Consider the following 26681-nt stretch of genomic DNA (forward strand, 5'->3'; position numbering starts at 1 on the left):
TTGGAGAAAGTATTGCACAGTTCAAAATTTTATCAATTGGTAAAATTTAGGCGGTTTGTGAACGGCGCGAGAAGCGGCGGCGCAGCACGCGAAAGCCCGTGATTTGCAGGGTGTGCGGTGTAATGGTGGGTGAACCTGCGCATTGCGCAGAACCACCCACCCTACGGTGTTGGCAACGAATTCAGCGGCGGTTCTCGTGTTCCAGGCGCTGGCGGGCGATGTGTTCGTGGGCCTCGGCCTTGCGCTGGTCGGTCAGCGCCCGTTCGACGAAATCGAGATGTGTCTCGACCGCCGCGCGGGCTGCTTTGGGATCGCGGGCAAGGATCGCGTCGCGGATGGCGCGGTGCTGGTCCAGCAGGCTGGAGCGCCTGGTGGACTGGTTGAATATGACCTTGCGGTTGTAGAACACGCCGTCCTGCATGAGCTGGAACATCGAGCGCATCATGTGCAGCATCACCACGTTGTGGCTGGCCTCCAGTATGGCCATGTGGAACTCGGCGTCGAGCCGCGCCTCGCGTTCGGGATTGGCGCGGCCCTTGGCCTGCTCCATGCGGGCGAAGGTGGCGGCGATGACCTCGAGGTCGGTGTCGGAGGCCAGCCTGGCGGCGCGTTCGGCGGCGAGGCCTTCCATGTCGCGGCGGAAGGCGATGACGTCGAAGACGGCCTCGTCATCGCTGGCGAAAAGCTCGATCAGGGCGGGAGAAAAGGCGCTGCCCAGAACGTCGGCCACGAAGATGCCGGCGCCGGCGCGTGTGGTCAGCAGTCCCTTTTGCTGAAGCTCGGCCACGGCCTCGCGCAGGGACGGACGGGAGACGCCGAAGCGGTCGGCAAGTTCGCGTTCCGAGGGCAGACGTTCGCCGGGGCGCAGGATGCCGCGCAGGATCAGCTTCTCGATCTGGCGGGTGACCGCGAGCGAGAGTTTTTCGGGCGTGACTTTCTGGAAGGGCATGGGGCGCCTCGGGGTTGAATTGGTCAAATCATATGACCGGAGGCGATAGGGGGCAAGCGTGCCTCAAGGGGTGGGAGATCCTCGGATCACGTCCGGGGATGACGCGGCACCTTAACCGGCGGTGTAGTTGCGGGACTGGTCGGGCAGGAACGCCTCGACTGCCGCGGTGGCAATGACGATGGTGTCGCCGGTGTCGGGGTTCACCACGTTGTGACCGCCGAACGTGGCCGTGACGGTGGCGTTTCCGCGCGGCAGGCAGGTGGCGAGCGCCTCCGTGTCAAGCTTGTCCGGCTCCTGCACGCCGATGGTGACCTGCACGCGCATCTGCGACGGGTCGAGCGCCGTGGTCGAATACATGGGGATGGCCGAACGGCGAATGGCGGATTCGATCGCGCGGGCGGCGGCCTTTTGATAATCCATGCCGTACTGGTCGTTGCCCATGCCCATTTCGATGATGAAGCGGTGATCGGTCATTTCGCGGGCTCCAGGTTCAGGCTGACATTGATGGCGGCGTTGACGATGACGGTGGGCTCGCCGTCGGGACGGGGCACGTCGAGCCCGCCCTTGTGGGCGGTGACGGTGGCCTGGCCGTAGGGGAAGACCTCCGACAAAGCGGCGGTGTCGACGGCGTCGGGGTCCTGCGCGGCGATTTCCACGTCGATGATCATCGCCTCTTTCGGTTGGCCGAAAAGCTCTGCGAGGTTGATGGAGTTGCGCCAGAGCGCGTCTTGCAACGCGCGGCGGGCGGCGGCGGTGTAATCGCGGTGGCGCAGGGACGAGCCGATGCCGAATTCGGTGAGAAGGCGCGTTTTGGGCATGTGGAGGCTCCCCCTGTGTGGCGTTGGGATTTGAGTATTTTTGGAACGGTGAAATTGCAAGGCGTCAGTGGGTCGGCGGACGCGCTGCGGGAAAGGCGCGGGGCGGTGCACCGTCGTGCCGCCTGCGATATCGAGCTTGGGCATTGCGCGTTTCGCGTTGCCGCGGCGGAACGCGGCGCGAGGCGACAGCCAAGGCGGGGCAGCGGCCCGGCATATCCCTGTGGGACCATTCGGCCGAGGAGCCGGAGAACGGCGATGCGGGGCGACGTGGGGACGGACGTGGCCATCGTGGGCGGCGGCTATATCGGCCTGGCGACCGCGCTTTATTGTGCACCAGCTGTGGAAGAGCCTCTGGGCCCGGCAGGTGCGCAAACGCAAACCGCCGCCCGGCAAGGGGCGGCGGCAAAACGCGAGACGTGTCCCGGCTTAGTTCCAGAAGCCTTCGTCGACGCCTTCCATGGACTCGATCTCTTCTTCGTTGAAGCGGGTCACGAAGGTGTAGCTCTTGTCGTCGACGGGGACGAGCTTGGCGTCCTTCACCGACAGCATGACGTGCTTGTCACCGATGTCGAGGAAACCGCCGACTTCGACCACGATGCCGGTCAGCTTGCCGTCCTGCGACATCACGAGGTCTTCGATCTCGCCGATCTGGTTCCATTCCGAGTTGACTTCGTCATACTCGGTCATGTCCCAGCCTTCGCCTTCGTCGTTGGCTTCGTTGGTGGTGTAGACCGCGCCGCCGGTGATGTCGCGGCTGCGGATCAGTTCACCTTGCATCTGGCTCATTTCTTCGCTGGACTTGTCCCAGTTCAGGCCGCTGTCATTCATGGCGGTCTTGTCGGACTCGCCTTCGGTCTGCATGTTGCCGCTGGCGTCGGCGCTGTTGTCCGAGCTGTTCATCTCGGTGCTGGACTCGACCTGCGTGTTGCCGGTGTCGGTGTCCATTTCCTCGTTCGAGTCGCTTTGCGCGAACGCGGTGGTTGCGGCCAGGGCCATTGCGATGGCTGTGCTGCCGATCAGTTTCATGATGTTCCTCCTTCGTCATGTGGTATCTGCATGGTCAACGCGGGGGACCCCCGGACACGTTCCTGCGAAGGCGAGAAAAAGAATGCGCCTTTCGCATGAAACAAATCGCGGTCCCTCGCGTTAGGGCGGGCGCGAAAAAGCCATTGGTTACCGTTTCTTAACCATGGATCGGCGATGATCGCGCGATGCGTCCGTTGCTCTTGATTTTGCTGTCGGCCCTGACGGCCTGCGACACGGCCAGCCCGGATTTTGCCGGTGTCGCGCCGGTGCGCATCGAGGCAGGCGCGTCGGTGTTCGATATCCGGGTGGAGGGCCGCAGGGCCGAGGCGGTCCGGCTGAACGCGCAGCCCGCGTTCCGGCTGTCCAGCGTGGGCGTGCCCGTGGTGCTGGCCATCGAGGCGGTCAGCGGCTGCCGGGTGGACCGTCTGACCGGGGACCAGGCGATGATGCGGGCGACGCTGGATTGCGGCAGCGGCGCCCCGGCGCCGCGGCGGCCCGAGACGTATCTTGAATGCGACGCCTTCGAACTGGACGCGGAGGGCGGCGAGCTGATCTGTTACCCGTTCTGAGCCGTGGGCGCGGTCAGGGCCTTTTCCATGTAGACGCTCGTGGCGTTCGGGCGGTAGTCGCCGAAGATGCCGCACCGGGTGAAGCCGTGCCGTTCGTAAAGACGGATCGCGGCGTCGAGGACCTCGCCCGTTTCGAGCCGCAGAACGGGCACGTCGTCGCCGCGGGCCTCGTCCTCGAGCGCGCGCAGGATCGCGGCACCGACGCCGCGGCCGCGGGCGGCGGGAGAGGTGAACATCGACTTGATCTCGGCATAGCCGCGCTTGAACGCCAGCGCCCCGGTGCCCAGCGTTTCCGCCCCGTCCCGGGCGGCGAAAAAGCAGATGCCGGATCCGCGCAGCTCCTCCAGGTCGAGGAAATAGTTGTCTTCGGCCGGAAAAAGCGCGCGCATCATGGCGTGGCTTTGTTCCAGCAGGGCGCGGGGGCCGGGGGCCTTGGGGTTGGCCTGTTCGATGATGAGCATGGCGGGGACCTATTCGATGGTCACGGTCGTCACGGCCTCGATCGGGGTGCCGTTCGTGGCAAGGTGGCCGTGATCGTTGGCATTCAGCGTCACGCGGATTTCGTGCGTTCCCATGGGGAGTGCGTCAAGCTGGACCCAGGGGCTGTAGGCGCGGGGCTGTTTCACGCCGTTGATGTAGACATGGGCGTGGCCGTGGCCGGGATGGTGGTCGCCGTTCACGCCTTCGGGGTCGAAGGTGAAGTTCGTGGTGACGATGTGCAGGTTGCGGCTTTGCGGGCCGTCGGGATGGATTTCGATGGCCAGCGTCGGGGCGGGGTCGCCGGCCTCGGTCATCTGGTGATCGTGCATCGCCTGGCCCTGGCCGTGGTCATGGGCGGAATGGTCGTGGGCCATCCCGTCGGACATCGCCGCCTTGGACATGGCCGGGCGGTCGATCACCGTGGCGGTGACCAGGGCCCCCAGGCCGGCGCCGGCGGCGAGACCGGCCAAGAGCAAGGCAATCGGATTGGACATTGCGCGGCGTTCCGGGACAACGGCGTGAAGATTTCAGCAGCATATGGGGTTGGCGCGGGCGCTGCAATATCGTGGGTCGGGAGAGGGCGGTGCCGCAGGTCTGTGCCATAAGAACGCAATATCTTGTGGATAAGTGGCGCGTCCGCGCCATATGCAGGGGTTTTGCGTTGACAGGGGCCAAGGTCCTGCGCTTGCATATCCTCCCAAGGCCGGAATCACGTCCAAAATCCAGACCGGCCCGAGCAGAGGGACACGCACCGTGCAGTTCACCAAGCTGAGATTGACCGGGTTCAAGAGCTTCGTCGACCCCACCGATCTGTTCATTCAGGACGGTCTGACCGGGGTGGTGGGGCCGAACGGATGCGGCAAGTCGAACCTGCTGGAGGCGTTGCGCTGGGTGATGGGCGAGAACCGCCCGACATCGATGCGGGGCTCGGGCATGGAGGACGTGATCTTTGCCGGGGCTGCCACGCGGCCCGCGCGCAACTTTGCCGAGGTGAGCATCCATCTGGACAATTCCGACCGGCTGGCGCCGGCGGGGTTCAACGATGCCGATCACCTGGAGATCATCCGGCGGATCACGCGTGACGTGGGCAGCGCCTACAAGGTGAACGGCAAGGACGTGCGGGCGCGGGACGTGCAGATGCTGTTTGCCGACGCCTCGACGGGCGCGCATTCGCCGGCGCTGGTGCGGCAGGGGCAGATCTCGGAGCTGATCAACGCCAAGCCCACGGCGCGGCGGCGTATCCTGGAGGAGGCGGCGGGGATTTCCGGGCTTTACCAGCGGCGGCACGAGGCGGAGCTGAAGCTGAAGGGGGCCGAGAGCAACCTGGCCCGCGTCGATGACGTGATCGAGCAGCTGGCCAGCCAGCTGGCGCAACTGGCGCGGCAGGCGAAACAGGCGGCGCGATATCGCCAGATCGGCGAGGAGTTGCGGCAGGCCGAGGGCCTGCTGCTTTATCGTCGCTGGAAGGAAGCGGATCTGGCGCGGGCCAATGCGCAGAAGGAGCTGACCGAGCGGACGAGCGATGCGGCCCGGGCCGAGGCGGCGGCGCGCGAGGCGGCAAGGCTGCGGGCGCGGGCCGACGAGGCGCTGCCGCCCCTGCGCGAGGAAGAGGCCATCGCGGCGGCGGTGCTGCAGCGGTTGCAGGTGAGCCGGGACACGCTGGCCGAGCAGGAGGCTGCCGCCAGGGACCGGATCGAGACGCTGCAATCGCGGATCGAGCAGCTGGCCCGCGACATGGAGCGCGAGGACAGCCTGAACCGCGACGCGGGCGAGACGATCGAGCGGCTGGAATGGGAAGCGCAGGAACTGGCCAAGGCCTCGGACGGGCATGAGGGCAAGCTGGACGCGGCGAGCGGTGAGGCGGCGGATGCCAGCCAGGTGTTGCAGGCGCGGGAAACGGAACTGTCGGAACTGACCGAGGATGTCGCCCGGCTGGCCGCGCGGCACCAGTCGGCACAGCGGCTGGTCGAGGACAGCCGCAAGACCCGCGACCGGGCCGATGCCGAGGCGGCGCGGGCCAAGGACGCGGTGGACGCGGCGCAACATACCGTGACGCGGGCCAGCGAGGACCATGCCGCTGCCGAGACGGCCGAGAAAGAGGCGGTGGCCGCATCGGAGGCGGCGGAGGTCGCGCTGACTGAAGCCGACGAGGCGCGGGCCGATGCGCAGGGGCGCGAGGCCGACGCCCGGGCCGGGCGCTCGGAAGCCGAGGGCGAGGTGAGTGCGCTGTCGGCGGAGGTGTCTGCCTTGGCGCGCCTGCTGGAGCGGGACACTGCGGAGGGCGGGCAGATCCTCGACGCGGTGCAGGTGGCGCCGGGATATGAAAAGGCGCTGGGCGCGGCCCTGGCAGACGACTTGCGTGCGCCGGAGGTGGAGGCGGACGGACCTTCGGGCTGGGTTGCGCTGGACGGGTATCCCCAGGCGCAGACCTTGCCCGAGGGCGTCGTGGCGCTGGGCGCGCATGTGAACGTGCCGGGTGTGCTGGCGCGGCGGATGGCGCAGATCGGCCTGGTGGATGCCGATGACGGGCCGCGCTTGCAGGCCTTGCTGAGGCCCGGTCAGCGGCTGGTCAGCATCGACGGCGACCTGTGGCGCTGGGACGGGTACCGGGCCTGGGCCGAGGATGCGCCGTCGGCCGCCGCGCTGCGGCTGGAACAGCTGAACCGTCTGGAAGAGTTGAAGCAGCAATTGTCGCACGCCACGGCGCGGGCCGAGGGCGCGCAGCGGGCGCACGAGACGCTGAAGGCGCGGCTGGTGGAGTTGACCGAGGCGGACAAGGCGGCGCGCGAGGCGCGGCGGGCGGCGGACGGCAGGGTCGCCGAGGCCAACCGGGCGCTGAGCCGGGCCGAGGCGGAACGCAGCCTGGCGGGATCGAAGCTGGAAAGCCTGGGGCTGGCGGTGAAACGCCACGAGGAAGAGGCATTGGCGGCGCGAAAGACGCTGGCCGAGGCGGAAAAGGCGATGGGTGACCTGGCCGATCTGGACACCGCGCGGGCAGAGGTGGAAGACGTCAAGATGACGGTCGAGGCGGCGCGGATGACGATGATGTCCAAGCGGTCGGCCCATGACGAGTTGCGCCGCGAGGGCGAGGCCCGGCTGAAGCGCAGCCAGGAAGTGACCAAGGAATTGTCGGGCTGGCGGCACCGGCTGGAGACGGCGAAGACGCGCAGCGCGGAGCTGGCCGAGCGCAAGGACGCGAGCGAGGCGGAACTGGCCGAGGCCGGGGCGAAGCCGGGCGAGCTGGCCGCCAAGCGCGAGGCCCTGAACGCCGACATCGCCAAGGCAGAGGCGCGTCGTGCCGAGGCCGCCGATACGCTGTCGAACGCCGAAGGGGCGGCGCGTGAGGCGGTCGGGAACGAGCGCGACGCCGAGCGCCTGGCCGGCGAGGCGCGCGAGGCGCGGGCGCGGTCCGAGGCGCGCGCGGACGCCGCGCGCGAGACGCAAGCACAGGCGGCGGGACGGATCGAGGAGGAGCTGGAGTGCTCGCCCGAGGACCTGCTGGAGACGTTGCAGGTCGACCCCGAGACCATGCCCGCCTCGGAGACGATCGAGGCCGACGTGAACCGCCTGAAACGCCAGCGCGACGCGCTGGGTGCGGTGAACCTGCGGGCCGAGGAAGACGCCCGCGAGGTGCAGGAAGAGCATGACACGCTGGTGGGGGAGAAGTCGGACCTGGAAGAGGCGATCCGCACGCTGCGGGGCGGGATCGCGTCGCTGAACCGCGAAGGGCGCGAGCGGCTGCTGACCGCGTTCGAGCAGGTGAACTCGAATTTCTCGATGCTGTTCAAGCACCTTTTCGGCGGCGGCGAGGCCAACCTCGTGATGGTCGAGAGCGACGATCCGCTGGAGGCGGGGCTGGAGATCATGTGCCAGCCGCCGGGCAAGAAACTGGCCACGCTGAGCCTGCTGTCGGGGGGCGAACAGACGCTGACCGCGCTGGCGCTGATCTTTGCGGTGTTCCTGGCCAACCCGGCGCCGATCTGCGTGCTGGACGAGGTCGACGCGCCTCTGGACGACGCGAACGTGGGCCGGTTCTGTGACCTGCTGGACGAGATGTGCCGCCGGACCGAGACGCGGTTCCTTATCATCACGCACCACGCGGTGACGATGAGCCGGATGGACCGCCTGTTCGGGGTGACGATGGGCGAGCAGGGGGTGAGCCAGCTGGTGTCCGTCGACCTGAAGAAGGCCGAGCAGATGGTGGCGTGAGCCATCCGTCGTTAAGATTTTACTGACATTGAGCCGATATTTCTGGTTTCGCTGCAACCCTTTGCAGTGAGAGGAGGTGGTACGACTGGATGAAAAGGCATTCAGAAAGTGGATGGTCCTTCTGGCGGCGGGAACGCTGACCGTTGCGATCATCCGGCTTTGGAAAGGGCTTTGAGGTCCTGACAAAGAAAGACCCCGCGAAGCAGCAACTTCGCGGGGTCACGTCTTCAGTGATAGACTGGAAGACATTCAGATATGTGCACTATGATGCGCTTTTCTTGCCAAAAAGTAAAGCCGAGCGCGCGACCGTGGTTAACGCCTCAGGGCAGTGGCCCGGTCTGCCAGAGGGTGATGCGCAGGCCCCCATGGGCGACGGGCGGGCCGGGGTCGGTGAACGGCAGGGCGGTGGCGTTGGCGAGGCTGACATCGGTGGTCACGAGGCCGACGCGCCAGCCGGAAAACCGCTCCGCGAGGGTCTTGCCGAGGGCTCCGTAGAGGCCGAAAAGCTGTTTGCGCTCGCCGATGCGGGTGCCGTAGGGCGGGTTCACCATGATCAGGCCGGGCGGGCCGTCGGGGCGTTTCAGATCGCTGAAGGCGTGGTGCGAGATCGTGATGAGGTCGCCGAGGCCGGCGGTCTCGGCGTTGGAGCGCGCGCCGGTGACGGCACCGGCGTCACGGTCGCTGCCGTGGAAGCGAAGGCTGGTTTCGGTGTCGGGTTGATCAGCCGCCAGTTCTTTCCATGCGTCTGCATCGAGATTGGCGAAGCGCTCGAACGCGAAGGGCCTGTCGCGGCCCGGGGCGCGGCCGAGGGCGATTTCGGCGGCCTCGAGCAGGAATGTGCCGGAGCCGCACATGGGGTCAAGCACGGGCTCGGTGCCGGTATAGCCGCATTGGCGCAGGAAGAGCGCGGCAAGGGTTTCGCGCATGGGGGCCTTGCCGACGAACGGTTTCTGGCCGCGGCGGTGGAGCGGCGCGCCCGAGGTGTCGAGGCTGAGCAGGCACTGGTTGTCTTCGATCCGCAGTTGGACGCGGACGGGATCGTCGCCTTCCAGGGGCGCGCCGGTGACGTGGTGGATGGCGCGGGCGACGCGTTCGGCGGCGGCGCCCTGGTGGTAGATTTTGGATTTCCGGGTTGTCGCCTCGACCGTGATCGGCACGTCGGGGCGCAAGAGGCCCGCCCAATCCACCTCGCGCGTGAGAGATTCAAGCTGGTCGAGATGCATGGCCTGGAAACGGGCGACGCGGGCCAGAACGCGGCCCGCGCCGCGCAGCGCGAGGTTGGCGCGCCAGACGTCCGGCCAGTGACCGCGAAAGCGAACACCGCCGGGCATTGCCTTGGGCTTGGTGAACCCCGCCGCCAGCGCCTCGTCCTTGAGGGCGAGTTCAAGGCCGGGCGGGGCGGTGAGAAAGACCTCGAATGCGCGGCGTGGCGTCATAGGGCGTTCAGAAGCGCGGGCGTGGGCCACGCGTCGGCGGGCATGCCCAGTTCCTGCTGCACGTCCTGCACGGCGGCGCGGGTGCCCGAGCCGAGAATGCCGTCGATCTTGCCCACGTCATAGCCACGCGCGGCCAGTTTTTCCTGCAGTTGTTTCATCTGGCCGCCCGAAAGCCCCGGATCGGGGTTGCCCGCGTTAAAGATCGGCGCGCCTTCGAGGCGGTTGGCGAAATAGGCGGCGGTCAGGACGTAGACGTAGCTTTGGTTCCATTCGAAGTAGACGTTGAAATTCGGATAGGCGAGGAAGGCCGGGCCTTTGTGCCCCTCCGGCAGAAGGATGTTGGCCGGCAGGTCGCCACGGATCTGGCCGTGGCGGGGGGTGACGCCCATCGCCGCCCATTCGGAGGCGGGCAGGGTGGTGCGCAGGCCCGTCTTGGACCAGTCGAGATCGTCGGGCACGTCGACCTCCTGCAGCCAGGGCTCGCCCGCGCGCCAGCCCAGATGTTGCAGCATCTTGCCGCCCGACATCAGCGCGTCGGGTGCGGAGGTCTTGAGATCGACATGACCGTCACCGTCGCCATCGACACCGTTGTCGATGATGTCCTGCGGCAGCATCTGGACCATGCCGATTTCGCCGGCCCAGGCGCCGGTGGTGCGCGCGGGGTCGAAATCGCCCATCTGGTAGAGGTCGAGGGCGGCAAAGACCTGCGGGCGGAAAAGCTCGGGCCGGCGGCAGTCATGCGACAGGGTGACGAGCGCGTTGAGCGTGTTGTAATCGCCCTGGAAGCCGCCGAAATCGGTTTCGAAGGCCCAGAAGGCCAGGAGCACCCCGCGCGGCACGCCGTATTCGGCCTCGATGCGCTCGAACACGGCGTCGTATTGCTGTGACTTGGCAAGGCCGGTGTTGAGGCGGCCCGAGCTGATCAGGCGGCGGGCGAATTCGGTGAAGGGTTTCTGAAAGACGCCCTGGCGGCGGTCGGCCTGAAGGACGCTTTGATCCTGGCGCACGGAGGCGAAGAAGCTGTTCACCCGGTCCGGTGCGTGGCCGCGGGAAATCGCCTCTTGTCGGAGCGCGTCGACGAAGCCGGAAAAGGAGCCGCCGCAGCTTTGACCATAGGCGGTCGTGGCGGTGCAGAGCGACAAGGCGAGGGCGAGGCAGCGGATCATCAGTACTTCCTTATTTTGGGTGACAGTGCAGCAGCGGGCCGGTCAAGGCCAGTCCGGAAAACCTGTATTCGGGCGGTGTGTTATTCAATATCGTCTGACCCGAACGCACGCGGCGGGCGGTGCGTTTCATCGAGCTGTACCGACGGAGCACGACAGGCGGTGAGAGGCAGGCGCGCGGGGGTGCACGGGTGTCCGATCGGCCAGAATTAACCATTGGTTAACCTTTGGTCCCGAAGACTCCGGTCATACTAAGCGCGAACACAAGTACCGAAGAAGATCAGAGGGTGAAAAAGCGACCATCGCGTGTGCTGATCGTGGAAAGCGATGCAGCGCTTGGCCGGGTGTGGCAGCGGCACCTGGAGCGTCATGGCATTTGGGTGCGGCTGGAGCATGACCAGCAGGGCGCGTTGGACGCGCTTGGCGCGATGCACTGCGATCTGATCATCCTGGACCTTATCCTGACGCGCAGCAGCGCCTTTGTCATCGCGGATGAGGCGGAGCGGCGGTTTCCCGGTGTGCCGATCCTGTTCGTGTCGAAGACCTCGTTCTTTTCGGACGGTTCGGTGTTCGGGCTATGCGCGAATGCGCGGGCCTTCGTGAGCGCCGATACGCCGCCCGACGACCTGACCGCGATGGTGGAGCATTACGCGCGCTCGGGCTGAGGCGTGGTGTCGGGGGCGGCCAGCCGGGTCTCGATCCTGGAGGTCTGTTCCAGGGTCCGGTGGACCGGGCACTTGTCGGCGATTTCCAGGAGACGCTGGCGCTGATCGTCGCCGAGATCGCCCCTGAGGCGGATCGTGCGGACGAAACTGTCGATCTTGGCCGGGCTGCTGCCATCGGCATCCTGGGCGTGGACCTTGTCATGGGTGACGTCGACCGAGACGTGATCGAGCGGCCAGCCCTTGCGGCGGGCATACATGCGGATGGTCATCGACGTGCAGGCCCCCAGCCCGGAGGCGAGAAAGCCGTAGGGGCTCATGCCGCGGTCGGTGCCGCCATAGGCCTCGGGCTCGTCGGCGCGGACATAGTGGTGCGGCCCGGCGTGGACATCCTGCAGGAACCCGTCGGGGTCCACTTCGCAGACCCGCACGACGCCTTCGGGCGCGCCGGGGGGCGGCGCGGGGTGCTTGAGGTCGAGATAGCGCTGCGCCCAGGCGGCGATCACGCCGGCGGCGTACTCGGCATCGCCGGGGTCGGTGACCAGGTGGTCGGCGCTGTCGAGGGTGACGAAGCTCTTGGGATGTTTCGCGGCCTTGAAGATCTCGGTGGCGTTGTCGATCCCTACGGTGTCGTCAAGCGGGGCGTGAAGCACCAGGAGCGCGCGTTTCAGACCGGAAATCTTCGGGGCGAGGTTTTCAGCGCGAACATCCTCGACGAATTTCCGGCCGATGCGGATGGGGCGGCCGCCCAGTTCGACCTCGGCCGCGCCATCGGTCGCGATCCGCTCGAGCGCGCCGTCGAAATTGTGCGTGACATGGCCCGGATCGAAGGGCGCGGCGATGGTGGCGACGGCGCGGGCGCTGTCGATGCGAGAGGCGGCGGCCAGCACGGCCGCCCCGCCGAGGGAGTGGCCGACCAGCAGGCTGGGGGGCATGTCGCGGGCGGCCAGCGCGTCGGGGGCGCGCAGGAGATCCTCGACATTCGAGGTGAAGGAGGTGTTTTCGAACTCTCCCCCGGAATGGCCCAGCCCGGTGAAATCGAAGCGCAGCACGGCGATGCCCGCGCCCGCCAGCCGCGCGGAGATACGGCGCGCGGCGGGAATGTCCTTGGAGCAGGTGAAGCAGTGCGCAAAGAGCGCGGTCGCCAGGTGCGGCCCCTCGGGCAGGTCGAGCCGCGCGGCAAGCTCGTGCCCGTCATGGCCCGTGAAGGTGAAGCGTTCGGTCGGCATGGGTGATCCTTTCGGTTGCCTTCAAAATGGCGGTTCCGGGCGGATGCGTAAGGTGTGTTTCAGGCCCGTCTCGGGAATGTGAGGCCGTGATGTTGCACAGGGTCGCATTGGGTCGGACCACCCCCATGCGTTGTTGCCCGACACCGCCGGGCTGTGCCATGGTGGCCGTATATTTGCAAAGTGATAGATGCAGGCATGTCCAGTAACTCCCTGATCGCCAAGTCGGTTATCCTGGTCTCCGCCCTTGTGGGCGGCGTTGTCGGGGTGTTCGAACTGGGTGATCGGTTCATGACGTCGAAACCGTCCGGGGACGTGGTGGTGACCCAGTCGGCGGCAAGCGGATCGTCCGACCCGGCGGAGCGCGGGGGCGACGAGGCGGAGACCCCGGGCGACGCGACCGCCGCGCTTTCCGAGAGCGTCACCGAGGCCGATGGCGTCACCGAGGCCGATGGCGTGGCCGGCACGGCGCTGGAGCGCGAGGTGGCGCAAAGGGTCTCGGAGCATCTGACGCGGCTGGAGTGCCGGAACGTCACGGTGGACCGGGTGTCTGCGACCGCGACGACCGTGCCGGAAGAGGAGACCAGCCACGGGTTCGAGGGGCACTTGCTGGACGGGGCCGTGACCCTGACAGTCAAGAGCGGCCCCGAGCGGATCCGGTTGGCGGGTTCGGGCAAGGGGCCGACGGGTGCGGTGAGTGCCGTCGACATGGCCCTGCGCGGGTTCGGGGATCATCTCAAGTTGACGGAAATTTTCGAAGAGAATTGCAGAGGGGACTGAGAATGCGGTGGACAAATCTTGTGGCGGCCTGCGGTTTCATGGCGCTGGCCGGGGGCGCGAATGCTGCGTCCTCGGTGGATGAAAGCCTTGAGGAGATCGCGGGTCAGATCGTGGAGCGGACCCGCACGGACGGAACGGCCACCATCGGGATTTCGACGTTCACCCACAGCGACGGCACGTGTTCGGACCTGTCGAACTACATCAGCGAGTTCATCGTGGACAGCCTGTTCAACGCGGGCGCGGGCACGATAGACATCATCGAACGGTCGCAGCTGAGCGCCATTTTCCGCGAGATGGAGCTGGTCTTTGACGGCACGATCGCGCCGGATGCCGCCAAGCGGCTGGGCGAGATCGAGGGGGTCGATGCGCTGGTGACCGGATCGCTGATCCAGTTCGGCGAACAGGTGAAGGTGCAGGCGCGGATGATCAGCACCCAGGATGGCCGGCTGTTTGCCACCGCGCGGTCGGAATTTCCCAGCGTGGGCAGCGTGGCGCAGATGATGGCGACGCGCAGCCGGGGCGCCTGCGGCTTTGCCGAGGCGGCGGGCAGCGGTGAGGACACGCCGACGACGCAGGTGGTCGTGGTCGAAGGGGGCGGCACGGCTCAAGCAGCTCAGGCTGGACTGACCGCGCCGTCGCGCCGATTCACCGGCGATGTCTTCGAGGCGGAAGTAACAAGATTGTTTGCCGGCAACGATGGCAAAGTGAATGTCGTACTGCGCTTCAAAAATACCTCCGAGAGAAAGATTGCTCTCGCGTACGTCGACGACAGCTACTCAATGACAGATCAACTGGGACGTGCTCTTCGCTATGGAGGTGGCTGGAAAGGGATACCAATGTGCAGATTGTCGATGGCAAATCGTTGTACCGGCGCGGATCCAGCCTACGCAACAGTAATACCATCTGGGAACGTGGCTCAATTGCGGTTCGTACTTGAAGGCGAGAAGACGCAGGATAGACCTAAGCTGACGCTCTCAATGGACCTTATTGTGACACCAGATATTTTGGATACGGGAGATTACTCGGTAAAACGCATTAACTTTTTTGACATGGAACCAGACAGTTAGGTGGCGTTCGATAACCCCATCAGCGCGGCATCAAACGGGTATTTCGTCAGGTTCTCGTAGCCCGTGTCGGTGATCAGAACCTGGTCCTCTAGCTTGATCGAGAAGTCGCCGCCGACCTCGCCCACCAGCGCCTCGACGCAGAGGGTCATGCCGGGCTCCAGCGCGTAGTCGAACGATCCGGGCACGGCCTGGTCGGGATAGGCGACGAGGGGCCATTCATCGCAAAGGCCGACGCCATGCATCAGGCAGCCGTATTTCTGGGCCTGGTAGCGGTCGTCGAGCACGTGGGTGCCCGCGGTGAGTTCGGGGATGGTGACGCCGGGTTTGAGCATCGCCATGTTGGTCATGATGTGCTCGTGCGCGTGGCGCATGGCGTCGATCATGTCGGGGCGCGGTTTGGCGTCGCCGATCCACCAGCTGCGCGAGATGTCGACGCAGATGCCGTAGCTGCCGACGAGATCGGTGTCGAAGGAGATGATCTCGTTCATCTGCGCGATGCGCGGGCCGCATTCCTGGAACCACGGATTGGAGCGGGGGCCGGAGGCGAGCAGGCGGGTTTCGATCCATTCGCCGCCGCGACGAATGTTCTCGGCGTGCAGGACGGCCCAGATGTCGTCCTCGCTGGTCTGGCCAAGCGGCACGTTCTGCCGCGCGAAACGCTCCATTTCCGCGACGGCGGTCTCGCAGGCGTGGGAGGCACAGCGCATGGCGAGGATCTCGTCGGGGCCTTTGACGGCGCGGCACTTTTCCGTCAGTTCCTCGCCTTCCATGATCTGCAAGCCCTGCGCCTCGAGCGCGCGGAGGCCGTGGAGCATGATCTTGTCCACCGCGAGGCGCGTGTTGCCGGGGGCGTGTTCGGCCAAGAGCAGGCGCACCTCGTTCGAGAAGGTGTCGGCGGCCACGTCCACCTTGTCGCCCCGGTCGAAATAGAACAGGTCCGCGCCGGAGCGTTGTTCGCGCACCAGCGGGTTGAAGGTGCTGAGGAACGGCGAGTTCTTGTAATCCCACATCACCATGTAGCCGTCGGCGCAGACCAGTAGCGCGCGGAACGGGTTGTGGGTGTTCCAGAGCTGCATGTTCGTCGAGTCGGTGGCGTAGCGGATGTTGAGCGGATCGAAGACCAGCAGCCCGGCATAGTCGCGGTCCTGGATGAAGCGGGTCAGACGCTCCCAGCGGTAGCGGCGCATGGCTTGCAGGTCGGGCAGTTGCAGCCCGGCGGCCTCCCACTCGCGGAAGGCCAGCTGGGTCGGTCCGATCTCGATCCGGTCGGCGTCGTTGGGCGTGTTGTCGCCCAGAACGGGCCCGCGGGTGGGGTCGATCTTGCGCGTGTCGCGGAAATGGATGTTCATGGTCGGGTGCTCCGGGCTTCGTGCCAGATTGAGCGTGCGAGGGGTGCCGTGCGCGACGGAATGCGACATCGGGAATGTCGGAACTGCGAGGTCGCGCGTCACAAAGGTTTTGCGAAACCGTCACGGTCCTTTTGGACAAGCGGCGATATTCCCGGGCGATGAAAACACGACATGGGAGATCGAGAATGATCCGTTTCACATTCGCCGCGGTGCCGTTTGCCATTGCCGGGCTGGCTGCACCGCTGGCCGCCGAAGAGGTCGGGTACGGGCCGCGCCCGGCCTACCTGATCGACCGCATGGAAGAGGGGCCGCTGAAGGACAAGCTGGCCTCGTGCATGGGGCAGACACCGGCGCGGTCGGAGTTCTCGATCGGGCACCGGGGGGCGCCGCTCTTGTTCCCGGAGCATACCGTGGAGGCCAACAAGGCGGCGGCGCGGATGGGTGCGGGCATCCTGGAATGCGACGTGACCTTTACCAAGGATCACGAGCTGGTCTGCCGTCACGCGCAGAACGATCTGCACACCACGACCGATATCCTGGCGTCGGACCTGGCGGGGACCTGCGTGACGCCGTTCAGCCCCGCCGAGGGCGAGACGGACGCGACGGCGGAATGCCGGACCTCTGAGATCACGCTGGCCGAGTTCCGCACGCTGACCGGCAAGATGGATGCGGCGAACACGTCGGCGACGACGGTCGAGGAGTACATGGACGGCACCGCGAACTGGCGCAGCGATCTTTACGCGGTCGAGGGCGGGACGCTGATGACCCATGCGGAGTCGATCGAGCTCTTCCGCGACCTGGGCGCGAAGTTCACGCCCGAGCTGAAGAGCCCGGAGGTGGAGATGCCGCATGACGGGTTCAGCCAGGAGGACTATGCGCAGAAGATGATCGACGAATACAAGGCGGCTGGGGTTCCGGCCTCGGACGTGTGGCCGCAGAGCTTCAACCTGGATGACGTGCTCTACTGGATCGAGAACGAGCCGGAGTTCGGCGCGCAGGCGGTGTACCTGGACGACCGATATGACGTGGAGGGGTTCGATTACATGGACCCGGCGACGTTCGAGCCGTCGATGCAGGAGCTGGCCGACCAGGGCGTGAACTATATCGCGCCGCCGATGTGGATGCTGGTGACGCTGGAGGGCGACGAGATCGTGCCGTCGCCCTATGCCACGGCGGCAAACGAGGCCGGGCTGAACATCATCACCTGGACGCTGGAACGCTCTGGCCCGCTGACCGGCGGGGGCGGCTGGTATTTCCAGTCGGTCGCGGACACGATCGACACTGATGCGGATTATTTCACCATGCTGCACGCGCTGCACGACAAGGTCGGCGTGGTCGGCGTGTTCAGCGACTGGCCCGCGACGGTGACCTATTACGCGAATTGCATGGGGCTGGACTGAGCGACGTCAGCGCCGCCCGGTGCGTGTGCGCCGGGCGGGTTTCCTTGAGTATTTTTGGGAACGATGAAAGGCGCCGTCAGGCGCTGCGGACCGTGTCGATCATCAGTTGCACGTTGCCGGGATCGGCGTCGGGCGTGATGCCGTGCCCGAGGTTGAAGATGTGCGGGCCGCCGCGGAAGGCCTCGACCACTTGGCGGGTTTCGCGCACCAGGGCGTCGCCGCCGGTGACCATGTGCGAGGAGGCGAGGTTGCCCTGCACGCAGCCGTCGTTCTGGACATGTTCGGCGGCCCATTCGGGGCTGACGGAGTTGTCGATGGCGACGCAATCGGCGCCGGTTTTTGCGTGGAAGCCGATATAGCCGTCGCCGGCTTCGCGCGGGAAGGCGATGACGGGGATGCCGGGGTGTTTTTCCTTGAGCGCCGAGATGATGCGGCGGGTCGGTGCGACGGCGAAATCCTCGAAATCCTGGCCGTTGAGGGAGCCGGCCCAGCTGTCGAAGACCTTGACCGCCTCGGCGCCGGCGTCGATCTGGGCCGAGAGGTAGTGGATGGTTGCCTCGGTGATACGCTCCATCAGCGCCTCGAAGAGCGGGCGGTTCTCGGATTTGAGCGCGTGGGCGGGGCCCTGGTCGGGCGTGCCGCGGCCGGCGATCATGTAGGTGGCGACGGTCCAGGGCGCGCCGGCAAAGCCGATGAGCGTGGTCTCGGGGGGCAGGGCGCCGGAGAGGTTGCGGACGGTCTGGTAGATCGGGTTGAGCGTCTCGTGCACCTCGTCGGCGGGGCCGAGCTTGTCGAAATCGGCCTGCTGGGTGATGGTCGACAGGCGCGGCCCCTCGCCGGTCACGAACCACAGGTCGGCGCCCAGGGCCTGAGGGACCAGGAGGATATCGGCGAACAGGATTGCCCCGTCAAAACCGTAGCGGCGAATGGGTTGCAGCGTGACCTCGGTGGCGAGGTCGGGATTGTAGCACAGCGACAGGAAATCCCCGGCCTTTTCGCGCGTGGCGCGATACTCGGGCAGATACCGCCCGGCCTGGCGCATCATCCAGATCGGCGGTGTCGCCTGCGTCTCGCCGGCGAGGGCCTTGAGGATGGTTTTCTGTGACGCCATGTCCGGTCTCCCTTTTGCTGGTTTGGTCCTCTTTGAGCCTTGGAAAGTCAACCAAAACTTGTCAGCCCAGATTTACACGTCTAGACCGTCTGCATGACAGTGACCATGCCCACCCCCGCCGCGCCGCTGAAGATCGGGACACGAGGATCGCCGCTTGCTCTGGCGCAGGCGAACGAGACGCGCGACCGTCTGGCCGACGCCTTTGACCTGCCGCACGAGGCGTTCCAGATTGTGGTGATCAAGACCACCGGCGACCGGGTGATCGACCGGCCACTGAAGGAGATCGGCGGCAAGGGGCTGTTCACGCGCGAGATCGAGGAGGCGATGCTGTCGGGCGAGATCGACATTGCCGTGCACTCGATGAAGGATATGCCGGTGTTGCAGCCCGAGGGGCTGATGCTGGACACCTACCTGCCGCGCGAGGATGTGCGCGATGCGTTCGTGTCGCCGCGCTACGAGGGGCTGGCCGGGCTGCCCGAGGGCGCCAAGGTGGGCACGTCGAGCCTGCGGCGCAAGGCGCAGGTGCTGGTGAAGTTCCCGCATCTGGAGGTGGTGGAGTTTCGCGGTAACGTCCAGACACGGTTGAAGAAACTGGATGACGGCGTGGCCGAGTGCACGTTCCTGGCAATGGCCGGGCTGAACCGGCTGGGACAGCCCGAGGTGGCGGTGGGCGCGGTGGACACGGGCGACATGCTGCCCGCCGTGGCCCAGGGCGCGATCGGCATCGAGCGGCGGGCGGATGACAGTCGCGCGGCCGAGATGCTGGCGGCGATCCACGACGTCGAGACGGGCAAGCGGCTGGCGGCGGAACGCAGCTTTCTGGCGACGCTGGACGGGTCCTGCGAGACGCCGATTGCCGGGCTGGCGGAGTTGCAGGGCGACACGATCCGGCTGCGCGGAGAGGTGCTGCGGCCCGATGGCAGCGAGAGCCTCAGCGACGAAGGCGAGGCGCCGGTCGAGGACGGGGCCAAGCTGGGCGACGCGCTGGCGCGCGGGTTGCTGGAGCGCGCGGGCCAGGGCTTCTTCGACTGGCGGGAATAGCAGGTAGGTTAACAAGTGTCCCGTCCAGTGGGGGCGGGTTATTGGGTTGCGCGCGATGAACAAGAGAACGGTCGAGGTTTTTTCCGTCATCGGGGCGATTGCGACGGTGATCGGCGTCGCGGTGGCGGTCTACTTCGGGTATCGTTCGTTGTCGCAGCCGGGACTCGAGGTTCAGGGCATTTCCGAGCTGGTGGACGAGGCGCGCAAGGGCAACGAGATCAGCGGCGATATTCTGGACGCGGTGGCGGCCAAGGACCCGATAGAGGCGCTGTCGCGGCGCGGCTATGACTGGACGCGAGTGGATTTCTTTCGTGCGCTGCGGACGCAGGACGAAACCTCGGTCGCGCTCTACTGCGATGCGGGTCCGGTGAACGTGTTCAAAGGTGACCTTGGCCTGCTTTGGACCACCAAGGATATCCCGCCGGCCCGGATTGCGACGCTTGGCGATTGCGCCGCGTTCGACAGCCGGTCGGTGTGCGAGAACGATGATTACCTGACGGCGTCGGCACGGGAATTCGATTGGGACGCGTATATCGAACTTTGCGGCGCCGCGCCCGCGGAGGTGCTGCGGCAGCATGTGGCCGAGGGACTTGAGGCCGAGGCCAGCGAGGCGCGGGACTATTGCGCGGATTTCAACGCCGCGTCCGACAGCATGAAAGACGCACTGTCCCGGAATTTCATGCTGCATTGGATGCGGTACAAGACCTGGCACAGGTTTGGCGGGGCGCATTCGGCGGTGGAGTTCTGTGACGGGGTCGCGCGTCTCGCCAAGTGAGGGACGGCTGAGGGGCGCGTGCGGTTTCAACCACCAGGGGTGGGTTCTCACCCACCCGACGTGCAGGATTGACGGAACCCGGGGTGCGGGGCATCGTCGGTGGATGCGGATCGAGGACAAGACCGACACCACCCTGACTCTGGTGGATGACCAGAAGGACAAGACGCTGGGGCTGGCGCTGGCCGGGATCTTCGTGGCGGGCACGTGTCTTTTCATGGCGTGGGAAGGGTTCGCCGAGGTCTTGCTGCCGGGGGCGTTGCTGATCGTGGGAATGGCGGTCTACTGGAGGCGCAGCAGGATGCGGTCGGAGATGGTGTTCGACCGGACGGCAGACCGGGTGACGCTGCGCGTGACCGACCGCAAGGGGTCCGAGACTTGGGAGTGGCGGCTGAGCGACGTGGAGACGGCCGTGGTCGGCACGGTGGGCGCGCAGGGAACGGATAGCGGCATCGACCGGCCACATTTGCGCCTGACGGACGGAACCTATGTGCCGATGCGGCCCTATCACGCGGCGGGCAGCCAAAGCTGGCACGCGGTGGCGGCGGTCAAGCTGTTCCTGGGGCAGACGCTGGAAGATGCGCCGGTGGGGTGGTTGCCGCCGGAGGCGTTCGACAGGTATTTCGGGGATGAGATGGCGCGGCTTTACCGGAAGTGACGGGTGGGCGCGCGTGTGGGGTTTCATTCACCAAGGGTGGGTTTTCATCCACCATGGGTGGGTTGTCATCAGCCAAAGGTGGGTTGTCACCCACCCTACGGGGTGTCGGATCAGGGGAATGCGCGCGCGGGATCAAGGCGCGGCCTCCTGCCCCGGAACCACCGCGTCCCGGACTTGATCCGGGACCTCTCAGGAGATGTCAGGTTTCGGAGGCGCGCGTGAGCGACAGGCGGGCGGTTTCCAGGTGTTCCTTCATGATGGTCGCGGCGCGCTCGGGTTCGCGGGCGCGCAGGGCGTCGAGGATCTGGCGGTGTTGCCGGTTGTAGGTGGTGATCGTCGGCTCATCCAGCGTCAGGCGGCGCATCCGGGTCCAGTCGTCCTGGCCGCGGACGCTGCCGATCTGGGTGAGGATCCACACCAGGAGACCGTTGCGGGTGCTGTCGGCGATGGCTCGGTGAAACTGCGTGTCGGCCTCGGAGAACGCGGCGGGGTCGTCGAGGCTGGCCTCCATCTGCTCGCAAAGCTCTTCCATCCGGTCGAAATCGGCGTGGCGGCCATGCAGGACCGACAGGCGGCAGCTGTGCGGCTCGAGCGCGAATCGGGCATCCATCAGTTCCAGCGGCGTGGCGTTGTCGATGGCGCTGGCCGCCGCCGTCTCGGTCTTGTGCAGGACATAGGTGCCGCTGCCCGGCCGGATCTCGACAAAACCTTCGGATTCCAACTGCATGAGCGCCTTGCGCACGGTGCCGCGCGCGGCGCCGTAGGTCTCGGACAGAATCCGTTCGGGCGGCAGGCGGTCGTGCTGTTGCAGAGTGCCCTTCGATATTTCGCGCCGGATGAGGCCGGCAATGTCCGCCGAGCCCATTCTTTGTGCGTCACCCACTGTGATTCCTCCATTATTTGGACCAATTATATACCATATAGCGGCCATTTCCAGCAAAAACTGCATGTTTGGATCAAATTCGGTTGACTTTTGGATTGCGCCTCGGAATCGTGAGGGTGCTGGGCGGCATCGCGATGCCTGCCCATGCCACCTAAAATACCGGCCGTCATTCGATCCTCGATCCGACAAGGGCGGCGCAACATCAGGGAGCTAAACCGTGGCTGAAATGGATCTTGAGAAATTTGTCGAGGCCCCCGGGCGCGACGAGAAAATCAAAGAAGTCCGCAAGATGATCGATGCGAAGGGCATCGAGTACCTTTACCTGCAATTCGTGTCGGTGACCGGCAAGATCATGGGCAAGGGCATTCCTGCCGATCACTGGGAAACCGTCGCGAAGAAGGGCTTTCAGCTGGTCTATGGCGCCACGGTGAACCTGTTCACCAACCGTGCGGGCGAGTACCTGGGCTATGGTCCGGAAGCGGCCGAGCTGGTGGGGATCCCGGAACCCGAAACCTTCATGCAGCTGCCCTGGGCGCCGACGATCGGGCGCTTCTACTGCACGCTGTTCCGCAACCGCGAGGAAAAGGAAAATCCGGGTGGGTTCCTGACCTCGGACTGCCGGGGCAACCTGCGTCGGATGCACGAGGACTTCAAGAAGAAGCATGGCCGGAGCCTGCGCATCGGGACAGAGCCCGAGATGATGTGGCTGAAGTTCGACGAGAACGGCAAGCCGCGCGACGGCTATTCCAAGCCTTATTGCTATCACATCGACCAGTTCGAGAGCCTGCGCCCGGTGTCGATGCAGGTGATCCGCTATGCCCGGCAGATGGGCCTGGACATGATCCAGGGCGACCACGAGGACGCGCCTGGCCAGCTGGAGCTGAACTGGATGTTCGACGACGTGCTGCGCAACGCGGACCGTCTGACCACCTATCGCCAGATCTGTGCGCAGGTGGCGCGCGAGAACGGCATTTTCGCCTGTTTCATGACCAAGCCGTTCATGGGCGTGTCCGCCTCGGGCTGTCACCACAACATGAGCCTGTGGCGCGGCGGCGAGGACGAGTTCGTCAAGTGCGGCAACGATCCCAAGGATCTGCCGGGCATGAAAGAGAACTACATGTACGTCAAGGGTGGCGAGAACACGTTCATGCCCGATGACGACGACCCGCAGATGCCCGGCAAGGAAGGCCTGGAGGCGATCGGCGGCGTGGTGCATCACCTGCAGGCGCTGACCGCGGTGGGCTGTTCGACGGTGAACTCCTATCGCCGGCTGTGGGACACGGGCTTCTGGGCGCCGGTCTTTGCCGACTGGGGCTTCCAGAACCGCACCACCGGCCTGCGCGTGTCGGCGCCGGGGCGGTTCGAGTACCGCTCGGTCGACAGCATGGTGAACCCGTACCTGATGGGCACGACCCTGCTGGCGGCGATGGACGACGGCATCGACAACAAGCTGGACCCCGGCAAGCCCGAGGAGCGCAACATCTACGAGGCGATCAAGGACGGCAAGGATGTCAAGAAGCTGCCGATGAGCCTGGGCGAGGCGCTGGATTTCCTGAAGAAGGACGAGGTGGTGCAGCGCGGGATGCCCGGCGAGATGTACCGGCTTTACGACGAGTACAAGCACGACGAATACGCCCGGTTCATGTCCACCGTGACGGATTGGGACAAGGACACGTACATGGAATGCCTGCCCTGAGGCATCCCATGCGTTCGGCGGCGGGTTGAGGAGCCCGCCGCCGCTCTAAGACATTCGCAACCCAGAGGAGGCGTTTCCAGATGTGTGGAATTGCTGGACTAATCTACAAGGGCAAGAGCAGCGACGTGGGGTCGGAGATGACCTCGATGCTGCTGGCGCTCAAGCACCGGGGGCCGGACAGCACCGGCTACGCGGTATACGGTGAACCGACCGAGGGCGATTACATCATGCGCCTGAAGGTGGCCGAGGCCGAGGACATGGAAAAGGGCCGCGGCGTTCACAAGGTGATCGAGGACCGTATCGCCTATGTCGAACAGGTGATGAAAGAGCACGGCGCCAAGATCAAGTCCAAGGACGCGCCGCTGGAATACGCGCTGCGCTATGTCTTCACCGGCGCCGACAACTTGGGCGAGATGGCCGAGCATATCGAGGAACAGGACGGGATCGAGATCCTGTCGATGGGCAACGGGCTGGAGCTGATCAAGGACCTGGGCGATGCGTCGGTGGTGTCGAAAGCCTATGGCCTCAACGATTTCAAGGGCACGCACGCCATCGGGCACACGCGGATGGCCACGGAATCGGACGTCGACATCAAGTCGGCCCACCCCTACTGGGCGTTCCCCTATAACGACGTGAGCGTGGTGCATAACGGCCAGATCACCAACTACTGGATCATGCGCCGCGAGATGGAGCGCAAGGGCCATCGGTTCATGTCGAACTGCGACTCGGAGCTGCTGGCGGTCTATACCGCGCACAACCTGGCCAATGGCATCACGTTGGAGGAAAGCCTGCGCAAGTCGATCGAGGAGATCGACGGGGTGTTCACCTACCTGGTGGCCACCAAGGATCAGCTGGGCATGGCGAAGGACACGATGGCGGCGAAACCGCTGGTTCTTTACGAATCCGACGACCTGATCGCCATGGCGAGCGAGGAGGTGGCGATCCGCGCGATCCTGCCGCAGGAAATCGACACGACAGATCCCTACGACGAGGAGGTCCGGGTATGGCAAGCGTAAGTGACGCAGACCTGAAAAAGATGACCCAGGAGGAGCGGGTGACCGCCCTGGGGATGCGGACCGAACAGCTGACGGGCAAGTCGCTTTACGTCGAGTTCGACCCGGATGCCGAGGAGCGGTTCACCTATCCGTGGGCGCCCGACGTGGACTTCAACAAGCGGACCGAGATCGACTGTGACGGCAAGACCGTGACGGAAGTGAACTCGAACATCCGCGAGCTGATGCGCGAGGGTTACGGCACGATCGTGCTGCAGAACCCGCGCGGGATGCACAGCCTTGGCGTGGGGATCCTGAGCAAGCTGAACCTGATCATCGAAGGTTCGACCGGCTATTTCGCGGTCGGTCTGATCGACGGGCCGAACGTGCGCATCAGCGGGCGCGTGGGCTGGTCCTGCGGCGAGAACATGATGTCCGGCACGATCATGATCGAGAAGAACGCCGGCTCCACCTTTGGCGCGGCCATTCGGGGCGGTGACCTCGTGTGCCGCGGCTCGGTGGGCTCGCGGACGGGGATCGACCAGAAGGGCGGCACGATCATCGTCGGTGGCGATACCGGCGCTCTCAGTGGCTTCATGATGCAGCGGGGCCGGATGGTGGTCTGCGGCAACGCGGGCAAGAACCTGGGCGACTCGATGTATGACGGCACGATTTACGTGGGCGGAGAGATCAGGAGCCTGGGCGTGGATGCCGTGACGGCGGAGCTGACGGAGCTCGACAAGAAGTGGCTGACACGGAAGCTGACGCAGTATGGCCTGATGCCCGAGAAGGGGGTGGATCACTTCACCAAGGTCGTCGCCGGCAAGCAACTGTGGAACTACGACAACCTCGAGCCGTCCGAGAAGAAATTGATTTTGTAATGGTGGGGTGAAACCCCACCCTACGCCGGACGTGTAGGGTGGGTTTGCAACCCACCTCACCATGCACGAAGGAGACAAACATGGCTGATGGTGATCTGCCGCAGAAAAAACAGCTGGCGCGCGATGTGAACCGCATCGGTGACAGCTTCATCTTCCCGCCGCGTGTGATGGATGACATCCACATCAAGTCCGAGCTTGGCCGCTACCGGATGCGGGGGTTCTCGCTGTTCAAGAAGATCCCGCACTGGGATGACCTGACCTTTTTGCCCGGCACGCTGACACGCTTCGTGATCGAAGGCTATCGCGAGAAGTGTGAGACCAAGACCGTGATCGGGCCGCGCGCCAAGGTGCCGCTGGAGTTGGATATCCCGGTCTATATCACCGGCATGTCGTTCGGCGCGCTGTCCTACGAGGCGAAAACCGCGCTGGCACGCGGGGCCACGATGGCGGGCACGGCGACCTGTTCGGGCGAGGGGGGCATGATCCCCGACGAGCGGCGCTATAGTTCCAAGTGGTTCTACCAGTGCATCCAGTCGCGCTATGGTTTCAACCCCAACCACCTTGTGCTGGCCGATGGCTGCGAGTTCTTCATCGGGCAGGGCTGCAAGGTGGGTCTGGGCGGGCACCTGATGGGTCAGAAAGTGACCGACCAGGTGGCCGAGATGCGCAGCTTGCCTGCGGGGATCGACCAGCGCTCGCCGGCGCGGCACCCCGACTGGCTGGGCCCGGACGACCTGGCGCTGAAGATCCAGGAGATCCGCGAGGCGACCGACTGGCAGATCCCGATCCAGCTGAAGCTGGGGGCCTCCCGCGTGTTCGACGACGTGCGGATGGCGGTGAAATGCGATCCGGACAGCATCTATATCGACGGGATGGAAGGTGGCACGGGCGCGGGCCCGCACCTTGCGACCGAGGATACCGGGGTTCCGGGCATGGCGGCCATCCGCCAGGCGCGGAAAGCCATCGACAGCCTTGGCAAGCGGGGCGAGATAAGCCTGGTCTACGCGGGCGGGATCCGGAATGGCGCGGACGTGGCCAAGGCCATCGCGCTGGGCGCGGATGCCATCGCGATCGGCCACTCGGCCATGATGGCGCTGAACTGCAACAAGGATATCCCCGAGGCGAACTATCCCGAGGAGATCGGGGCCGAGCCGGGCTATTGCTATCACTGTCACACGGGCCGCTGCCCGGTGGGCGTGGCGACGCAGGACCCCATGCTGCGCGAGCGGCTGGACCCGGACGAGGCGGCGGAACGCGTGTACAACTTCCTGCACACGCTGACCATCGAGGCGCAACTGTTCGCACGGGCGTGCGGCAAGACCTACCTGCACAGCCTCGAGCCGGAAGACCTGGCCGCGCTGACGATGGAGGCCTCTGCCATGGCGGGGGTTCCGCTGGCGGGCACCAGCCATACGGTCGGCGTCGAGGATTATCACCATTTTTGAGGGTTTGGCGGGGTAAACCCCGCCCTACCGCAACCGTAGGCCGGGGTTTACCCCGGCACCCCGGAAGA

The 26681-nt window shown here is 65.6% G+C and carries 25 protein-coding genes; 13 read left to right on the plus strand and 12 right to left on the minus strand.

Annotated elements, in window-relative coordinates:
- Positions 1-181: 181 nt before the first annotated feature.
- The 4 genes from KUV49_RS17740 to KUV49_RS17755 form a co-directional block, all read right to left on the minus strand.
- Positions 182-949: an FCD domain-containing protein gene (locus KUV49_RS17740; RefSeq protein WP_152493843.1), complete on the minus strand. Its 768-nt coding sequence runs from the start codon at positions 947-949 to the stop codon at positions 182-184.
- Between the two features lie 111 nt (positions 950-1060).
- A complete protein-coding gene (locus KUV49_RS17745; protein ID WP_222452300.1) occupies positions 1061-1423 on the minus strand; it encodes a Lin0512 family protein in 363 nt (120 codons plus the stop codon).
- Positions 1420-1767 carry a Lin0512 family protein gene (locus KUV49_RS17750; RefSeq protein ID WP_222452301.1) on the minus strand — a complete coding sequence of 116 codons (348 nt, stop codon included), beginning with the start codon at positions 1765-1767 and terminating at the stop codon, positions 1420-1422. Before KUV49_RS17750 ends, KUV49_RS17745 begins: the two co-directional genes overlap by 4 nt.
- A gap of 426 nt (positions 1768-2193) precedes the next feature.
- The gene (locus tag KUV49_RS17755; RefSeq protein WP_222452302.1) at positions 2194-2793 is read right to left on the minus strand and encodes a PRC-barrel domain-containing protein; all 600 of its coding nucleotides are present in this window, start codon (positions 2791-2793) and stop codon (positions 2194-2196) included.
- A gap of 185 nt (positions 2794-2978) precedes the next feature.
- Between KUV49_RS17755 and KUV49_RS17760 the strand changes: the two genes are divergently transcribed.
- Complete coding sequence (locus tag KUV49_RS17760) at positions 2979-3362, plus strand: hypothetical protein (RefSeq protein WP_222452303.1); 384 nt, start codon at positions 2979-2981, stop codon at positions 3360-3362.
- Here KUV49_RS17760 and KUV49_RS17765 read toward each other — a convergent pair.
- Both KUV49_RS17765 and KUV49_RS17770 read right to left on the minus strand, forming a co-directional pair.
- Positions 3350-3823 carry a GNAT family N-acetyltransferase gene (locus KUV49_RS17765; protein WP_222452304.1) on the minus strand — a complete coding sequence of 158 codons (474 nt, stop codon included), beginning with the start codon at positions 3821-3823 and terminating at the stop codon, positions 3350-3352. The two genes, KUV49_RS17760 and KUV49_RS17765, sit on opposite strands and share 13 nt — an antisense overlap.
- 9 nt (positions 3824-3832) lie before the next feature.
- Complete coding sequence (locus tag KUV49_RS17770) at positions 3833-4336, minus strand: hypothetical protein (RefSeq protein WP_222452305.1); 504 nt, start codon at positions 4334-4336, stop codon at positions 3833-3835.
- Positions 4337-4595: 259 nt separating this feature from the next.
- On the opposite strand from KUV49_RS17770, the gene smc reads away from it, so the two are divergent.
- Positions 4596-8051, plus strand: a complete 3456-nt coding sequence (smc, locus tag KUV49_RS17775; RefSeq protein WP_222452306.1) for a chromosome segregation protein SMC — start codon at positions 4596-4598, stop codon at positions 8049-8051.
- A gap of 320 nt (positions 8052-8371) precedes the next feature.
- Here smc and KUV49_RS17780 read toward each other — a convergent pair whose 3' ends face one another.
- Together KUV49_RS17780 and KUV49_RS17785 are read right to left on the minus strand one after the other, a co-directional pair.
- Entirely contained in the window at positions 8372-9487 is a 1116-nt protein-coding gene (locus KUV49_RS17780; protein WP_222452307.1) for a class I SAM-dependent RNA methyltransferase, read from the minus strand.
- Positions 9484-10653, minus strand: a complete 1170-nt coding sequence (locus tag KUV49_RS17785) for a lytic murein transglycosylase (RefSeq protein WP_222452308.1) — start codon at positions 10651-10653, stop codon at positions 9484-9486. The genes KUV49_RS17780 and KUV49_RS17785 overlap by 4 nt, the downstream gene beginning before the upstream one ends.
- 284 nt (positions 10654-10937) lie before the next feature.
- Between KUV49_RS17785 and KUV49_RS17790 the strand changes: the two genes are divergently transcribed.
- Entirely contained in the window at positions 10938-11315 is a 378-nt protein-coding gene (locus KUV49_RS17790) for a response regulator (RefSeq protein WP_222452309.1), read from the plus strand.
- Here KUV49_RS17790 and KUV49_RS17795 read toward each other — a convergent pair.
- Positions 11297-12541, minus strand: coding sequence for a bifunctional alpha/beta hydrolase/OsmC family protein (locus KUV49_RS17795; RefSeq protein WP_222452310.1), 1245 nt, complete (start codon positions 12539-12541; stop codon positions 11297-11299). The two genes, KUV49_RS17790 and KUV49_RS17795, sit on opposite strands and share 19 nt — an antisense overlap.
- A gap of 195 nt (positions 12542-12736) precedes the next feature.
- On the opposite strand from KUV49_RS17795, the gene KUV49_RS17800 reads away from it, so the two are divergent.
- Both KUV49_RS17800 and KUV49_RS17805 read left to right on the plus strand, forming a co-directional pair.
- Positions 12737-13318: a hypothetical protein gene (locus tag KUV49_RS17800; protein ID WP_222452311.1), complete on the plus strand. Its 582-nt coding sequence runs from the start codon at positions 12737-12739 to the stop codon at positions 13316-13318.
- 2 nt (positions 13319-13320) lie between these two features.
- Positions 13321-14385, plus strand: a complete 1065-nt coding sequence (locus KUV49_RS17805) for a FlgO family outer membrane protein (protein ID WP_222452312.1) — start codon at positions 13321-13323, stop codon at positions 14383-14385.
- Here the strand turns inward: KUV49_RS17805 and dddP are convergent.
- The gene (gene dddP / locus KUV49_RS17810; protein ID WP_222452313.1) at positions 14382-15734 is read right to left on the minus strand and encodes a dimethylsulfonioproprionate lyase DddP; all 1353 of its coding nucleotides are present in this window, start codon (positions 15732-15734) and stop codon (positions 14382-14384) included. The two genes, KUV49_RS17805 and dddP, sit on opposite strands and share 4 nt — an antisense overlap.
- 185 nt (positions 15735-15919) lie before the next feature.
- Between dddP and KUV49_RS17815 the strand changes: the two genes are divergently transcribed.
- The gene (locus KUV49_RS17815; RefSeq protein ID WP_222452314.1) at positions 15920-17134 is read left to right on the plus strand and encodes a glycerophosphodiester phosphodiesterase family protein; all 1215 of its coding nucleotides are present in this window, start codon (positions 15920-15922) and stop codon (positions 17132-17134) included.
- Between the two features lie 76 nt (positions 17135-17210).
- On the opposite strand, the gene hemE is transcribed toward KUV49_RS17815, so the two are convergent.
- A complete protein-coding gene (hemE, locus tag KUV49_RS17820; RefSeq protein ID WP_222452315.1) occupies positions 17211-18245 on the minus strand; it encodes a uroporphyrinogen decarboxylase in 1035 nt (344 codons plus the stop codon).
- Between the two features lie 93 nt (positions 18246-18338).
- On the opposite strand from hemE, the gene hemC reads away from it, so the two are divergent.
- The 3 genes from hemC (at position 18339) to KUV49_RS17835 (ending at position 20716) form a co-directional block, all read left to right on the plus strand.
- Positions 18339-19286, plus strand: coding sequence for a hydroxymethylbilane synthase (hemC, locus tag KUV49_RS17825; RefSeq protein ID WP_222452316.1), 948 nt, complete (start codon positions 18339-18341; stop codon positions 19284-19286).
- Between the two features lie 55 nt (positions 19287-19341).
- Positions 19342-20061, plus strand: a complete 720-nt coding sequence (locus KUV49_RS17830; RefSeq protein ID WP_222452317.1) for a hypothetical protein — start codon at positions 19342-19344, stop codon at positions 20059-20061.
- 103 nt (positions 20062-20164) lie between these two features.
- A complete protein-coding gene (locus tag KUV49_RS17835; RefSeq protein ID WP_222452318.1) occupies positions 20165-20716 on the plus strand; it encodes a hypothetical protein in 552 nt (183 codons plus the stop codon).
- Positions 20717-20915: 199 nt separating this feature from the next.
- Here KUV49_RS17835 and KUV49_RS17840 read toward each other — a convergent pair whose 3' ends face one another.
- A complete protein-coding gene (locus tag KUV49_RS17840; RefSeq protein WP_315899566.1) occupies positions 20916-21599 on the minus strand; it encodes a FadR/GntR family transcriptional regulator in 684 nt (227 codons plus the stop codon).
- A 226-nt stretch (positions 21600-21825) separates the two neighbouring features.
- Between KUV49_RS17840 and KUV49_RS17845 the strand changes: the two genes are divergently transcribed.
- The 4 genes from KUV49_RS17845 to KUV49_RS17860 all read left to right on the plus strand — a co-directional run bounded on the left by KUV49_RS17845 (position 21826) and on the right by KUV49_RS17860 (position 26613).
- The gene (locus KUV49_RS17845; protein ID WP_261391677.1) at positions 21826-23295 is read left to right on the plus strand and encodes a glutamine synthetase family protein; all 1470 of its coding nucleotides are present in this window, start codon (positions 21826-21828) and stop codon (positions 23293-23295) included.
- An 80-nt stretch (positions 23296-23375) separates the two neighbouring features.
- On the plus strand, positions 23376-24311 hold the full coding sequence (locus KUV49_RS17850) for a glutamine amidotransferase (protein ID WP_222452320.1): 936 nt from the start codon (positions 23376-23378) through the stop codon (positions 24309-24311).
- Complete coding sequence (locus KUV49_RS17855; RefSeq protein ID WP_222452321.1) at positions 24299-25168, plus strand: GXGXG motif-containing protein; 870 nt, start codon at positions 24299-24301, stop codon at positions 25166-25168. Before KUV49_RS17850 ends, KUV49_RS17855 begins: the two co-directional genes overlap by 13 nt.
- A gap of 80 nt (positions 25169-25248) precedes the next feature.
- Positions 25249-26613, plus strand: a complete 1365-nt coding sequence (locus tag KUV49_RS17860) for an FMN-binding glutamate synthase family protein (protein ID WP_222452322.1) — start codon at positions 25249-25251, stop codon at positions 26611-26613.
- Positions 26614-26681: the final 68 nt, after the last annotated feature.

The sequence above is a fragment of the Roseovarius atlanticus genome (assembly GCF_019802205.1).
GTDB classification, from domain to species: Bacteria; Pseudomonadota; Alphaproteobacteria; order Rhodobacterales; family Rhodobacteraceae; genus Roseovarius; species Roseovarius atlanticus_A.

Bases quoted from the DNA above. Each gene is read 5' to 3' on its own strand.
- KUV49_RS17740 (WP_152493843.1), bottom strand. From the start codon at position 949: ATGCCCTTCCAGAAAGTCACGCCCGAAAAACTCTCGCTCGCGGTCACC.
- KUV49_RS17745 (WP_222452300.1), bottom strand. From the start codon at position 1,423: ATGACCGATCACCGCTTCATCATCGAAATGGGCATGGGCAACGACCAG.
- KUV49_RS17750 (WP_222452301.1), bottom strand. From the start codon at position 1,767: ATGCCCAAAACGCGCCTTCTCACCGAATTCGGCATCGGCTCGTCCCTG.
- KUV49_RS17755 (WP_222452302.1), bottom strand. From the start codon at position 2,793: ATGAAACTGATCGGCAGCACAGCCATCGCAATGGCCCTGGCCGCAACC.
- KUV49_RS17760 (WP_222452303.1), top strand. From the start codon at position 2,979: ATGCGTCCGTTGCTCTTGATTTTGCTGTCGGCCCTGACGGCCTGCGAC.
- KUV49_RS17765 (WP_222452304.1), bottom strand. From the start codon at position 3,823: ATGCTCATCATCGAACAGGCCAACCCCAAGGCCCCCGGCCCCCGCGCC.
- KUV49_RS17770 (WP_222452305.1), bottom strand. From the start codon at position 4,336: ATGTCCAATCCGATTGCCTTGCTCTTGGCCGGTCTCGCCGCCGGCGCC.
- KUV49_RS17780 (WP_222452307.1), bottom strand. From the start codon at position 9,487: ATGACGCCACGCCGCGCATTCGAGGTCTTTCTCACCGCCCCGCCCGGC.
- KUV49_RS17785 (WP_222452308.1), bottom strand. From the start codon at position 10,653: ATGATCCGCTGCCTCGCCCTCGCCTTGTCGCTCTGCACCGCCACGACC.
- KUV49_RS17795 (WP_222452310.1), bottom strand. From the start codon at position 12,541: ATGCCGACCGAACGCTTCACCTTCACGGGCCATGACGGGCACGAGCTT.
- KUV49_RS17800 (WP_222452311.1), top strand. From the start codon at position 12,737: ATGTCCAGTAACTCCCTGATCGCCAAGTCGGTTATCCTGGTCTCCGCC.
- KUV49_RS17805 (WP_222452312.1), top strand. From the start codon at position 13,321: ATGCGGTGGACAAATCTTGTGGCGGCCTGCGGTTTCATGGCGCTGGCC.
- dddP (WP_222452313.1), bottom strand. From the start codon at position 15,734: ATGAACATCCATTTCCGCGACACGCGCAAGATCGACCCCACCCGCGGG.
- KUV49_RS17815 (WP_222452314.1), top strand. From the start codon at position 15,920: ATGATCCGTTTCACATTCGCCGCGGTGCCGTTTGCCATTGCCGGGCTG.
- hemE (WP_222452315.1), bottom strand. From the start codon at position 18,245: ATGGCGTCACAGAAAACCATCCTCAAGGCCCTCGCCGGCGAGACGCAG.
- hemC (WP_222452316.1), top strand. From the start codon at position 18,339: ATGACAGTGACCATGCCCACCCCCGCCGCGCCGCTGAAGATCGGGACA.
- KUV49_RS17830 (WP_222452317.1), top strand. From the start codon at position 19,342: ATGAACAAGAGAACGGTCGAGGTTTTTTCCGTCATCGGGGCGATTGCG.
- KUV49_RS17835 (WP_222452318.1), top strand. From the start codon at position 20,165: ATGCGGATCGAGGACAAGACCGACACCACCCTGACTCTGGTGGATGAC.
- KUV49_RS17845 (WP_261391677.1), top strand. From the start codon at position 21,826: ATGGATCTTGAGAAATTTGTCGAGGCCCCCGGGCGCGACGAGAAAATC.
- KUV49_RS17850 (WP_222452320.1), top strand. From the start codon at position 23,376: ATGTGTGGAATTGCTGGACTAATCTACAAGGGCAAGAGCAGCGACGTG.
- KUV49_RS17855 (WP_222452321.1), top strand. From the start codon at position 24,299: ATGGCAAGCGTAAGTGACGCAGACCTGAAAAAGATGACCCAGGAGGAG.
- KUV49_RS17860 (WP_222452322.1), top strand. From the start codon at position 25,249: ATGGCTGATGGTGATCTGCCGCAGAAAAAACAGCTGGCGCGCGATGTG.